General features: G+C 40.2%; 13 protein-coding genes and 1 rRNA gene. All 14 read right to left on the bottom strand.

The window, feature by feature from the left end; translation table 11 throughout:
* Positions 1-313: 313 nt before the first annotated feature.
* Positions 314-1,866: ribosomal RNA gene (locus tag DCE79_RS00515) — 16S ribosomal RNA — on the bottom strand.
* 435 nt (positions 1,867-2,301) lie between these two features.
* Positions 2,302-2,742: an ASCH domain-containing protein gene (locus DCE79_RS00510; protein WP_108711215.1), complete on the bottom strand. Its 441-nt coding sequence runs from the start codon at positions 2,740-2,742 to the stop codon at positions 2,302-2,304.
* Entirely contained in the window at positions 2,735-4,351 is a 1,617-nt protein-coding gene (gene abc-f / locus DCE79_RS00505; RefSeq protein WP_108711214.1) for a ribosomal protection-like ABC-F family protein, read from the bottom strand. The genes DCE79_RS00510 and abc-f overlap by 8 nt, the downstream gene beginning before the upstream one ends.
* A 95-nt stretch (positions 4,352-4,446) precedes the next feature.
* Entirely contained in the window at positions 4,447-4,563 is a 117-nt protein-coding gene (locus tag DCE79_RS18885) for an RAxF-45 family protein (protein ID WP_304598435.1), read from the bottom strand.
* Positions 4,564-4,671: 108 nt separating this feature from the next.
* Positions 4,672-6,174, bottom strand: coding sequence for a lysine--tRNA ligase (gene lysS, locus DCE79_RS00500; RefSeq protein ID WP_199912291.1), 1,503 nt, complete (start codon positions 6,172-6,174; stop codon positions 4,672-4,674).
* Positions 6,175-6,408: 234 nt separating this feature from the next.
* Positions 6,409-7,452, bottom strand: coding sequence for a tRNA dihydrouridine synthase DusB (gene dusB, locus DCE79_RS00495; RefSeq protein ID WP_108711212.1), 1,044 nt, complete (start codon positions 7,450-7,452; stop codon positions 6,409-6,411).
* Between the two features lie 20 nt (positions 7,453-7,472).
* A complete protein-coding gene (locus tag DCE79_RS00490; protein WP_108711211.1) occupies positions 7,473-7,676 on the bottom strand; it encodes a helix-turn-helix domain-containing protein in 204 nt (67 codons plus the stop codon).
* Positions 7,628-8,149, bottom strand: a complete 522-nt coding sequence (gene folK, locus DCE79_RS00485; RefSeq protein ID WP_108711210.1) for a 2-amino-4-hydroxy-6-hydroxymethyldihydropteridine diphosphokinase — start codon at positions 8,147-8,149, stop codon at positions 7,628-7,630. The genes DCE79_RS00490 and folK overlap by 49 nt, the downstream gene beginning before the upstream one ends.
* Positions 8,146-8,514, bottom strand: a complete 369-nt coding sequence (folB, locus tag DCE79_RS00480) for a dihydroneopterin aldolase (protein WP_108711209.1) — start codon at positions 8,512-8,514, stop codon at positions 8,146-8,148. The genes folK and folB overlap by 4 nt, the downstream gene beginning before the upstream one ends.
* A gap of 10 nt (positions 8,515-8,524) precedes the next feature.
* On the bottom strand, positions 8,525-9,388 hold the full coding sequence (gene folP, locus DCE79_RS00475; protein WP_108711208.1) for a dihydropteroate synthase: 864 nt from the start codon (positions 9,386-9,388) through the stop codon (positions 8,525-8,527).
* Entirely contained in the window at positions 9,382-10,236 is an 855-nt protein-coding gene (pabC, locus tag DCE79_RS00470; protein ID WP_108711207.1) for an aminodeoxychorismate lyase, read from the bottom strand. Before pabC ends, folP begins: the two co-directional genes overlap by 7 nt.
* A gap of 11 nt (positions 10,237-10,247) precedes the next feature.
* Positions 10,248-10,817, bottom strand: a complete 570-nt coding sequence (pabA, locus tag DCE79_RS00465; RefSeq protein WP_108711206.1) for an aminodeoxychorismate/anthranilate synthase component II — start codon at positions 10,815-10,817, stop codon at positions 10,248-10,250.
* Entirely contained in the window at positions 10,814-12,223 is a 1,410-nt protein-coding gene (locus tag DCE79_RS00460) for an anthranilate synthase component I family protein (RefSeq protein ID WP_108711205.1), read from the bottom strand. The genes pabA and DCE79_RS00460 overlap by 4 nt, the downstream gene beginning before the upstream one ends.
* A gap of 210 nt (positions 12,224-12,433) precedes the next feature.
* Positions 12,434-13,369, bottom strand: coding sequence for a cysteine synthase A (cysK, locus tag DCE79_RS00455; RefSeq protein WP_108711204.1), 936 nt, complete (start codon positions 13,367-13,369; stop codon positions 12,434-12,436).
* Positions 13,370-13,505 lie beyond the last annotated feature (136 nt).

Raw genomic sequence — 13,505 nt, 5'->3', positions numbered from 1 at the left:
GTTAAACTTGAACAAGTTCAAGATTTAAGTTTGCACGTCAATTACTTGACGTTTGTGATCTATTATTACTAATAGAAAATTTGTTTATTGCTTTCAATGTCGTTTTATCCAGTTTTCAAAGAACAAAGCAGCTTACTTCAATCACATCGTGAATAAGCTTCGCTGAATTTGCTTCATGCAGCTTTGCGACAATAGCGCTAGCGTAAGGAGCAAATATTTTTTTGAAGTTTTTCATCTTTCGATGAACCTTCAAAACTGAACAGCAAACGTTAATGTTTCATTCCCCGAAGGAATGATTCCGAAAAATCCTTAGAAAGGAGGTGATCCAGCCGCACCTTCCGATACGGCTACCTTGTTACGACTTCACCCCAATCATCTATCCCACCTTCGGCGGCTGGCTCCACAAGGGTTACCTCACCGACTTCGGGTGTTACAAACTCTCGTGGTGTGACGGGCGGTGTGTACAAGGCCCGGGAACGTATTCACCGTGGCATGCTGATCCACGATTACTAGCGATTCCGGCTTCATGTAGGCGAGTTGCAGCCTACAATCCGAACTGAGAACGATTTTATCGGATTAGCTCCCCCTCGCGGGTTGGCAACCGTTTGTATCGTCCATTGTAGCACGTGTGTAGCCCAGGTCATAAGGGGCATGATGATTTGACGTCATCCCCACCTTCCTCCGGTTTATCACCGGCAGTCTCCTTAGAGTGCCCAACTAAATGATGGCAACTAAGAACAAGGGTTGCGCTCGTTGCGGGACTTAACCCAACATCTCACGACACGAGCTGACGACAACCATGCACCACCTGTCACCGTTGTCCCCGAAGGGAAAACTGTATCTCTACAGTGGTCAATGGGATGTCAAGACCTGGTAAGGTTCTTCGCGTTGCTTCGAATTAAACCACATGCTCCACCGCTTGTGCGGGCCCCCGTCAATTCCTTTGAGTTTCAGTCTTGCGACCGTACTCCCCAGGCGGAGTGCTTAATGCGTTAGCTGCAGCACTGAGGGGCGGAAACCCCCCAACACTTAGCACTCATCGTTTACGGCGTGGACTACCAGGGTATCTAATCCTGTTTGCTCCCCACGCTTTCGCGCCTCAGTGTCAGTTACAGACCAGATAGTCGCCTTCGCCACTGGTGTTCCTCCAAATCTCTACGCATTTCACCGCTACACTTGGAATTCCACTATCCTCTTCTGCACTCAAGTTCCCCAGTTTCCAATGACCCTCCACGGTTGAGCCGTGGGCTTTCACATCAGACTTAAGGAACCACCTGCGCGCGCTTTACGCCCAATAATTCCGGACAACGCTTGCCACCTACGTATTACCGCGGCTGCTGGCACGTAGTTAGCCGTGGCTTTCTAACAAGGTACCGTCAAGGTAGCGCCAGTTACTACGCTACTTGTTCTTCCCTTGCAACAGAGTTTTACGAACCGAAATCCTTCTTCACTCACGCGGCATTGCTCCATCAGGCTTTCGCCCATTGTGGAAGATTCCCTACTGCTGCCTCCCGTAGGAGTCTGGGCCGTGTCTCAGTCCCAGTGTGGCCGATCACCCTCTCAGGTCGGCTACGCATCGTTGCCTTGGTGAGCCGTTACCTCACCAACTAGCTAATGCGCCGCGGGCCCATCTTACAGTGACAGCCGAAACCGTCTTTCAATAACTCTCCATGAGGAGAAAAATATTATTCGGTATTAGCTCCGGTTTCCCGAAGTTATCCCAATCTGTAAGGTAGGTTACCCACGTGTTACTCACCCGTCCGCCGCTAAATCAGAAGAAGCAAGCTTCTTCGTCATTCGCTCGACTTGCATGTATTAGGCATGCCGCCAGCGTTCGTCCTGAGCCAGGATCAAACTCTCCATAATAGTTAGTTTGAAAGCTCATTTGCTTTGCTAGCGTATCAACTAAAAGTTGATATCTATTTTTGCTTCATTTAAGAAGCTTTGTTTCATTAACGTTGCTTGTTCAGTTTTCAAGGTTCATGTTGTTGTCGTAAGCGACAACTCTTATATCTTACCATTTTTAAAATTCAATGTCAACATCTTTTTTAAAAAATGTTATTCATCAATTCCTTAAAATCAGTAACTTTTATACTTTAACACTTTCTGTTAAGAAAGTAAAGTGTTTTTTATTTTCATCGTTTGTTTTAACGACAAGTAATAATTTAACACGATATAAAGTATATTGCAATAGTTTTTTCAATAAAAGTATACATTTTTTTATATTTATTTACTTCGTTATATTTTCTCATAATTTAACGTTAAAAAGAGTTATGTTTCTTCAACATAACTCTTTGTTCCTTAGATAGGATAGACTTTTTTAAATCTTTCACACACCACTAACATATCAGATGCGAATTTTATATCGTACGTTTTTAATAGCTCGGTAAAGAAATTCACATGGGCTTTCCACCATTCCATGTAGTTACCTTCCCCTTCTGCTAATGCAAATGCTTCTGGTACTTCATTTAATGGGTAAATTTCCACTGATTCTATTTTAATAATTGCTACAGGTGAATTCTTACTGTCTAAGACAATTGAATATTCATCCTCTTTTGGTATCGGTTCTTTTTCTATTTGATACAATTGATAGCTTGAGCAAGTTGCTGTCTTTTTTCGACCTACAACTAACTCCGCTAACCAATCTACTTTTTCTCCAAATTGAAAAGCTTCTTTAAATTGGGTTCCTTCTAATTTTGCCTCTTTGCAAAACTCATCCCAATAACAATCTATTTTATTCATACCTACTCTCCTTTTGTTTTTCATTCGCCCAGCTGTAAGGGCCATTGTGTACAGTTAAAGTCTGATTTTCAAGCCAGGCCATCTTCGAAAAAATCTTTTGTAAAAAGTACCGATCATGACTAATGGCAATTATCGTTCCATTAAACTTCTCTAACGTTTCTTCTAATACTTCTCTTGACTCGATGTCTAAATGGTTAGTCGGTTCATCTAAAATTAATACGTTACATTTTTGATGCATCAGTTGCGCTAGTCGTAGGCGCATTTTTTCCCCACCACTTAAATCACTAACGCGTTTAAAAACATCGTGTCCATAAAACATAAACTGCGCAAGAATTGGACGTGCTTCCCCTTCACTTAATGTTAACTCTTCTCGAAACGCATCAATTAACCGTGTAGTCGGATTAAATGTATCGAACTGTTGCGCTAAATAACCAACTTTGACATTGCTCCCTTGACGTACTTTGCCAGAAATCGGTGTAATTTGCTGTAATAGAATTTTCAGTAGCGTAGATTTACCTGTTCCATTGTTGCCTACAATTGCGAGCCGGTCCTTCCAATAGATAGACAAATTAACATCTATAAATAAAATATCCTCCGCAAAGCCATGCATAACATTCTTTAACTCAAAAACTTCTTTCCCGCTTCGATCATTCGCATGTAATTGTAACTTCATTGTTTTTTCGTTTTTTGGCTTTCTAACCAGCTCTATTCGTTCTAGCATTTTTTCCATTACTTTTGCTTTTCGATATAAATCTGGATTTGGCGGAGATGCCTCATTTGCCCATTGGCGTAATCGGCGAATGGACTCCTTTATTTTTTGAATTTTCTTTTGCTGCTCTTGATAAGCGGCAAATTGTTGTTCCACTTTTAATTCTTTATTATGCAAATAGGCGTCATAGTTGCCCTGACTGGTCCAAATTTCTCCGTCTTCTATTTCAAACACTTTTTGCGCTACATTATTTAAGAATTGGCGATCATGCGAAATGATGATGACTGTTCCGTCAAAATAATTGATATAGTTTTCTAGCCACTCGATTGCTGCCAAATCAAGATGATTCGTTGGTTCGTCTAATAATAGAATGTTGGGTTGTTGCAAAATAATTTGAGCTAGCAGGACTTTTGTTTTTTCACCGCCACTAAGTTCCTCAAAGGGACTACTTGTTAACGCGTGAATCCTCAATCCATTTGTAACAGAGGAAATTTTTGCATCAATCTCGTAGCCTCCTCGTAAAATAAACTGTTCTTGGAGCTCGCCATATTGGTGGAGCAATTTTTCTGTAACATCATGCATCATCTGCTGTTCAAGTTGTTGTAATCGCATTTGCATTTGGATGAGTTCCGTAAATCCCTCGTACAGTACTTCATATACCGTTTTATCTGGAAAGTTCGGAATTTGATGTAAATAACCGACTTTATCGTTCTTCGCTTTAATTATTCTTCCCTTATCAGGTTGCTCAATTGCTGTAAGGAGCCTAAAGAGCGTTGTTTTACCACATCCATTACGCCCTACTAAGGCAACATGTTCTCCAGTTTGTACCTCTATATTTAAATTCGTGAAAATTTGATTACCACCGATTGATTTTGAAATATTTTCTGCTTTTAATTGCATTTCCTACGCCTCCTAGCGCAGCTGAAAAAACATACAAAAAAGACTACCCATTAACTGAGCAGTCTTTCACAAATTTGTGAAAAGAATGAAGTTAATCAGCTACACGTTCTTTTGAATTTGTTAAAAAAGGGCATACCTATCCCGTTCGTACCAAATTTAAAAGTTTCGACACGTGTGTAATACATCGCCGTATTTACATTTACACTTGTCATTGTAGCTAAATTCATCATTCTCTCCACCTCCGTTCATTGATAATTGTTAATATTCTAACATATCACAATAAAAAAAGCCATGCGATTAAACGCATGGCTTAAAATTGATTATTTTGTTGTGTGGCGCATTGTTGGGAATAATAATACGTCACGGATTGAAGCTGAATTTGTTAATAGCATGATTAGACGGTCGATACCGATCCCCAAACCACCTGTTGGCGGCATACCGTATTCTAATGCTTCAATGAAGTCATTGTCCATTTCATGTGCTTCGTCGTTACCTGCTTCTTTTTCAGCCATTTGAGCTTCGAAGCGTTCGCGTTGATCGATTGGGTCATTTAATTCCGTGAAAGCATTGGCATGCTCACGACGAACAATGAATAACTCGAAACGATCTGTGAAGCGTTCATCAATTGGATTTTTCTTCGCTAATGGAGAAATTTCCACTGGGTGACCTGTAATGAATGTAGGTTGAACTAATGTTTCTTCGACTTTTTGCTCGAAGAATTCATTAATGATGTGTCCTACTTCATGTGAAGGTTTGATTTCTACACCGTGTTCAGCAGCGTGTGCACGTGCCTCTTCTACAGTCATTGGTGCCCAGAAGTCTACACCTGTAGCTTCTTTAACTGCATCTACCATGTGTAGACGTTTCCAGCCAACACCAAGTTCGATTGTATCCTCACCGTATGGTACAGATGTTGTACCAAGAACTTCCTCAGCCACATGCGCAATTAGGCTTTCTGTTAAGTTCATGATGTCGTTATAGTCTGCATATGCTTCGTATAATTCGATCATTGTAAATTCTGGATTGTGACGAGTTGAGATTCCCTCGTTACGGAATACACGGCCAATTTCATATACTTTTTCTAAGCCACCAACGATTAAACGTTTTAAGTGAAGCTCGATTGCGATACGCATGTATAATTCCATATCTAACGCATTGTGGTGTGTAATGAACGGGCGAGCCGCTGCACCACCAGCAATTGTGTGTAGCATTGGTGTTTCTACTTCTAGGTAACCATTGTTATCTAAGTAGTTACGAATCGCACGGATGATTTTTGAACGTGTGATGAATGTTGCTTTACTTTCGTCATTCGTCATTAAATCTACATAACGTTGACGATAGCGTTGTTCTACGTCTGTTAAGCCATGGAATTTATCTGGTAATGGGCGTAATGCTTTTGTTAAGAATGTGAATTCTGTTGCTTTTACTGATAATTCACCAACTTGTGTGCGGAATACGTTCCCTTTAATACCTACGATGTCCCCAAGGTCAGCTTTATTGAATAATTCATAAGCTTCATCACCGATTGCATCTTTACGTACATAAATTTGGATTTGGCCAGCTACGTCTTGAATGTGTGCGAAACCAGCTTTACCTTTACCGCGTTTTGTCATAATACGTCCTGCGATTACTACTTCATGAAGATTGTCATGTAAATATTCTTTATCAAATTGATCAAATTCTGCAAGTATTTCATTTGATAAATGTGTACGTTCAAAACGGCTACCAAATGGGTCTAAACCGCCTTCGCGAATATCAGTCATCTTTTGGCGTCTCACCAAAAGTTGGTCGTTTAATTCTTCAATGTTTGACACGTTTGTCACTCCTTATTTATAACGAACCTTAAAGTCACGGTTCGTTTTAAGTCCATATTTATATATTGTACACAAAATTCGCTTACTGTTCATCTGTTTAGATTGAATTGTTGTAATTTCGTAGACAAATTGTCTTTGGTCAATCAATTATTTTCTATAAATCGAGTAGCTATTTCAATAGAAAGGGGCTGTATCGTAAATGTCTACCCTACGATATAGCCCCTTTCCATTTAGTAAATGCCATTAAGCTTGCGTTACTGGGCGCATCGGTTCGATTTCACCAATTAATGTGCCTGCTTCATAATCCGCAATAACTCCCATTAAAAGAATTCGTAAGTCCGCGCCTGTATTTGTTTGGTTAATGGCGTTACGGATTTTACCGTTGCCACGAATACCTTTTAAATACCATGAAGCGTGTTTACGCATTTCACGTACAGCTAAACCTTCCCCTTTTAATGCTTCTAAACGTTCAAAGTGTAATAAACAAATTTCCATCTTGTCTTTTACAGTTGGTTCAGGCAGGAGCTCCCCTGTTTCTAAGTACTTCACTGTACGATACATCATCCAAGGGTTTCCTAATGCTGCACGACCAATCATGACCGCGTCCGCATTCGTATGCTCTAAAATACGTTTGGCATCTTCTGGTGTTTCCACGTCCCCATTTGCGATAAATGGTACGTTGATATTCTTTTTCACTTCAGCAAGAACATCCCAGTTTGCTTTACCTTCATACATTTGTACTCGTGTACGACCATGCATGGCGATTGCAGATACACCTGCGCGTTCAGCCGCTTGTGCATTTTCTACTGCAAAAACATGCTCATCATCCCAACCGATACGCATTTTTACTGAAACAGGCTTTTCTACTGCATCCACTACAGCGGAAACCATTTCGTAAATTTTGTTCGGGTCAAGTAACCATTTCGCACCCGCTTCACATTTGATGATTTTACTCACCGGGCAACCCATATTAATGTCGATAATGTCTGCTGGTGTGTTTTTATCTACATATTTTGCTGCCTCTACTAAATTTTCTTTGTCGCCTCCAAAAATTTGCAGCGTCAGTGGATTTTCACGCTCGTCAATATACAGCATGTCCATCGTTTTCTTGTTGCGGATGTTCAATGCTTTATCACTAATCATTTCCGCATATACTAGACCTGCACCAAACTCTTTAACCGTTAAACGGAAAGCCGAGTTACAAATTCCTGCCATAGGAGCAAGAACAACACGGTTGTCCATGACAATGTCACCAATTTGGAAAGGTTTTTTCTCGATGTTTGCCATCTGTTGTTCCCTCCATTAGGTTATTCACCTTTTAATTCCTGAATATCTATAGATAGCGCATCCGCAATTGTTTGTAGTTGTTCTTCAGAGGGCGTCTTTTCGCCTCGTTCGATACGTCCTAAAATGGTTACGGATATGCCTATACGTTTTGCAAATTCTGTTTGTTGAACTCGTTTTAACTTTCGAAAGGCCCGAATTCTTCGACCGTATCGGTTTTCTTCCAAAGCTTGATGCCCTCTTCCTCTATGTCGAATGCTCGTAATGCTTTTTGCACGTGTTCAAGCATAACATATTTTGGTGTCATAATCTCTTCAAGTGGAACCAATACGAAAGCACGTTCGAACATACGAGGATGCGGGACAATTAAGCTTTCCGTTTCAATCGTTTCGTAATTATAGAGCAAAATGTCCAGGTCAATAATTCGAGGACCCCAACGAAATTCACGAACGCGCCCTAAATTATTTTCAATACTTTGACATGCCGTAAGTAAGTCAGCTGCATTTAATGTCGTATCCACGGCAACGGCAATATTTAAAAAGTCTGCTTGCTCTGTGTACCCAACGGCCGCTGTTTCATAAATCGAAGAAATCGCTGTAACCATTACTCCGTCTTGCGCCATCAATAATTGAACCGCATCGTGCAAGTTTTTCTCGCGCTCACCAATATTTGTACCAATCGATAAAAAAGCTATATTCATGAAAACGTACCTCGCACAATTTCAACAGCTACTTCTTTATAATGTCCAGGAATCGGAGGGTCTGGTTTTACCACTTCTACACGGCAACCAAATACTTGACCTTCATACTGTGTTAAAATGCGTGTTGCAATTGTTTCTGCAACGGCTTCGATTAATTTATATGGTTGACCCTCGATAATTTCTTTACAAATATCATAAACGCCTACATAACTAACTGTGTCATCTAGCTCATCTGTTTCCCCTGCACGTTTTATATCAACAGCAAGTGAAACATTGGCACGAAAGCGTTGACCTAATCTCGTTTCTTCTGGCAACACACCGTGATACCCGAAAAACTGCATATCTCTTAAATGAATATAATCCATAGTGTACTCCTTAATGTCTCGGTGCTAATTCACCTTGTACTTCAAATTTACCTACTAATGCATCCATCATTTTCACTGTGCGTGCTACTTGTAATACATCGTGTACACGCATCATATGACAGCCCTTTTGCACACCAAATGCACATGTAGCAGCTGTTCCTTCTACGCGCTCTTCCACAGGTAAATTTAATATTGAACCAATCATACGCTTGCGTGATGTTGCCAGTAACACCGGATAGCCCAGTGCAACAAGGTCTTCTAAGCGTTGCATCGTTTCCATGCTTTCAACTAAGTTTTTCACAAAGCCAATTCCTGGATCAACCATAATGTGGTTTTCTGGAACACCTGCTGCTTTTGCAATTTTTATACTTTCTTTTATATCTTCTAAAAAATCATGAAAGAAATTTTCATATTCAGCTGTTTGCCGATTATGCATTAAAATAATCGGCACATTTAATTCGGCAGCGACTTTCGCCATTTCTGGGTCTGCTTTCGCGCCCCAAATGTCATTTATCATATGTGCACCTGCTTCGATAGCTGCTCGTGCCACATGTGATTTATACGTGTCGACTGAAATAATCGCAGGGACCTCTTTTACAAGAGCCTCAATGATTGGGACAATACGTGCGATTTCTTCTTCATCAGAAATGCGTGTATAGCCAGGTCGCGTCGATTCCCCACCGACATCAATAATTTTAGCGCCATCTGAGACCATTTTTTTGGCCTGAGCAACTGCTGCTTCTATAGAATTAAATTGTCCCCCATCTGAAAATGAATCAGGGGTCACATTTAATATCCCCATAATAAAAGTTTCTTTCGTAAAATCTAGTTTTATTCCATTTAAAATCAACGGCTGTTTATAGTTTTCTAACATGAACGTTCTCCTAAATGTGCTACGATTTTTTGTAAATATGCGTTGTGTAATTGTTGGTATACTCTTCCGATGTCACCAGCAAAACGAAACTTTCCTATGTTCGAAATCGGAATAAGCTCTTGAATCGAGGTCGTGATAAAACATTCCTCAGCTTGTTCAAGTTCCCATTTTAAAAAATGCCCTTCTCGTACTTGTATATTTAAGCGCGCTGCAAGTTCAAGTACAATGCGTCGTGTAATACCAGGTAAAATACCTGTTTCAACAGAAGGCGTATATAGTATACCATCTTTTATCCAAAAGATATTCGACGTGATTCCCTCTGCAACAACCCCTCGTACATCGGTAAAAAAGCCTTCATACTCCACTAAATTCGGCAATTCTAGTCGTGCTTTTACATTATTGCCGTAGTGATGACTTTTATGGCGAACCGATTGCTCTGGAGTATTTCTCGGTGTCTTTAACCAAACCGCTTCTTTTTCCATACCGCGCACCATTTTCGGTAATTCTTTTCGAAAGATAATAACTGTTGGTGCTGCATATTCTGTCGGTGATAGACCAATTGGATGCACACCTGCCGAAACATTTAAACGAAAATAGCCTTCTTTTCCATCTTGAGCATTTAGCTGGTGAATAATCGTTTCAATTTCTTGAATCGTATAAGGAAAGGCAATGCGGTACTCCTTTAGTGCCTCTATTAAACGATGCATATGCTCCTGTAAATAAACCGCTTTTCCTTCATATGTGCGAAATGTTTCAAAAAAGCCCAGGCCATATAAAAAGCCGTGATCAAATGGTGAAATTTTCAATTCTTTCTCCTCGATATATTGCCCATTCATCCAACAAAGCATAGAGACCCCTCCTAACAATACAATTCAATAAAACTGCGTAGTAACTGCTTTCCGTCTTCGGTCATAATCGATTCTGGATGATATTGTACGCCTTCTATCGGGAACTCTTTATGACGCAGCCCCATAATTTCACCTTCTGTTGTCCATGCGGTTACTTCTAAACAATCCGGTAAGGTTTCTTGTTTTACAATGAGCGAATGATAACGGGTCGCCGTAAATGGACTTGCGCTTTTATGATGCAAACCAATGCCTTTATGTAAGACAGGCGACGTTTTTCCGTGCATTAAATTTTCTGCACGAACAACATCTCCCCCAAATACTTGGGCAATGGCTTGATGTCCTAAGCACACCCCTAAAATCGGGAATTTCCCAGCAAAGTGTTCGATGATGGCTAAGCTAGAACCCGCTTCATTTGGCGTACAAGGTCCTGGTGATATAACTAGCATCATCGGCTTAAGTTCTTCAATTTCTCGGATCGTGATTTCATCGTTCCGCCTGACCATTAGTTCATATCCAAATTCTCCGAAGTATTGCACTAAGTTATAGGTAAATGAATCATAATTATCGATTATTAAAATCATCGTACGACCCCTTCTGCCATGGCCTTCGCTTGCCACATTGCTTTTGCTTTATTCATCGATTCCACATATTCATTTTCCGGAACAGAATCAATAACAATCCCTGCACCAGCTTGAATATAGGCGATACCGTCCTTTATATAAGCTGTTCGAATGACAATATTAAGCTCTAAATCCCCTGTATAACCAATCCAACCAATCGACCCTGTATAAAGTCCGCGTCTTACTGGCTCCAATTCCTCAATAATTTCCATCGTACGAATTTTCGGGGCACCGGTAATTGTTCCCCCTGGAAACATTGCACGAATGACATCAGTATTAGTTTTTCCAGTAGCAATTTGTCCACGTACGTTCGATACGATGTGCATCACGTGAGAGTAATATTCAATCACCATGAATTCATCCACTTCTACCGTGCCGTACTGACAAACACGCCCTAAATCGTTGCGCTCTAAATCAACGAGCATCACATGTTCAGCACGTTCTTTTTCATGATGAATGAGTTCATTTGCTAAAGCAATATCTTGCTCTTTAGACTCACCACGTGGCCTTGTTCCAGCAATTGGTCTTGTTGAAAGCTCCGTTCCTTTTCGTTTAACTAATAGTTCTGGTGAGCCGCTAACGACTGCAAAATCTTCACTCTCGATATAGGCCATATAAGGAGAAGGATTAAATGATCTTACTGCTTCATACATGGCGAGTGGTGGTGCGGATAAACGCTTTCCTTGACGAACTGATAAATTGACTTGGAATACATCACCTTGTTCGATATACGCCTTAATTTTTTCAACGGCGCTTTCAAATGCTGCTCCTTCAAACGACACTTGAAGCTCACTTTCATCTTGTTGAACATCGGCAGCCTTTTCTTGATGAAAGTTCCGTTTAGCTAATCCCCTAACAGCACCTTGCTCCCATTGTTGTTGCCATACGGATAAATCTACCGCGCATTCTTCAAATTTCATCAATGTTACTTCGTTCGTCTTCACATTATGTACAGCCCAATAATCAAACAAGTAAAAATAAATAGCTGGTACTTGTAAATCATCTAATGTGAGCTTCGGCAACACTTCAATCGTGCGCGCATAATCATACGATATAAATCCGATCGCGCCTCCTTGAAAATCTGGTAACTGTTCGCTTGATGGCAATTGGTATTGCTTCACAAGTTTTTCAAGCTGTTCCAGCGCTTCTCCTTGTTTGACTTCTACCTCGCCATTTTGCCATGAAATGTGTAAGCCTTCTTCAAAAGACTTCGCTATGGCGATTGGATCCCAAGCCGCAATTGAGTACTGTCCACCTCGCCCACTTTCTAAAAATACACGTTTTTTTTCATTTTCAGTTTGTTGTTGAAAACTATAGAAAAACTCATCTTTTGTCATGTGAAATGTTTGATATTCCAGTTGTTGCATGAGCTACACCTGCTTTCCCCATTTTTCTTAATTAAACTTGAAAACTCCTAGAAAATCCATTAATTCTATGAATTACCTATATTAAACTTAGAAAAACAGATTCCGCACCCAATAGTTTATGTGAATTCCCTTGAAAATTTCTTTTTAACCACAAAAAAGACCATTCTGTAAGTGATACCTTACAGAATGGTCTTTTGTTATGACCGATGATTAGTCTTCAAATTGGTATAAAGGTGTTGATAAATAACGCTCACCATTTGACGGCACGATCGCTAATACGTTTTTACCTTTACCAAGGCGTTTTGCTGTTTCAATTGCTGCATAAATTGCAGCCCCTGAAGAAATACCAGCTAAAATACCTTCTTCGCGGGCTACTTTACGAGAGTTTTCAAAAGCTACTTCATTTTCAACTGGGAAAATAGAAGTGTAAATTTCAGTATCTAATACTTCTGGTATGAATCCTGCACCAATACCTTGGATTTTGTGTGGGCCAGGGTTACCGCCTGAAAGGACTGGTGAATCTTTTGGTTCAACCGCAATAATTTCGATTGAAGGGTATTTTTCTTTAAGGGCTTGGCCCGCACCAGTAATTGTACCACCTGTACCGATACCTGCTACAAATGCGTCTAATTGTAAACCATCTGCTTCGAAAGCTTCAATAATTTCTGGACCTGTAGTTAAACGGTGAATTTCAGCGTTTGCTGCATTTTTGAATTGTTGAGGTAAGAAGTAACCATTTTCTTCAGATAATTGCTCTGATTTTGCAATGGCACCTTTCATACCTTCCGGACCAGGTGTTAATACTAAATCTGCTCCATAAGCACGTAAAAGATTACGACGCTCTAAAGACATCGTTTCTGGCATTACTAAAATCGCTTTGTAACCTTTTGCTGCCGCAATCATCGCAAGGCCGATACCTGTGTTTCCAGAAGTCGGTTCAATAATCGTACCACCTGGTTTTAATGTGCCGTCTTTTTCAGCTGCTTCGATCATTGCTAAAGCTAAACGGTCTTTTACTGAAGAACCTGGGTTGAAGTATTCTAATTTTACGTATACATTACCTTCATTTTCAGTTGTTGCATTATTTAATTTCACGATTGGCGTACGTCCAACTAATTCCGATACAGAATTGGCTAATTTACTCATTTTATTCATCCCTTCTTAATCCCTACTAACTCAATAGGTTTTCCTTAATTCGTATCTTATCAATTTTTCCTAGTCTTTGTCAATTAATAACATTGCTATACCCGTTAAATTTTCTGACTATTAAGTACAAAAAAAT

This window comes from Lysinibacillus sp. 2017 (assembly GCF_003073375.1).
In the GTDB taxonomy this organism is placed as follows: Bacteria; Bacillota; Bacilli; order Bacillales_A; family Planococcaceae; genus Solibacillus.
The sequence above is the reverse complement of the archived record's forward strand: the minus strand, read 5'-3'. Positions and strand labels throughout refer to the sequence as shown.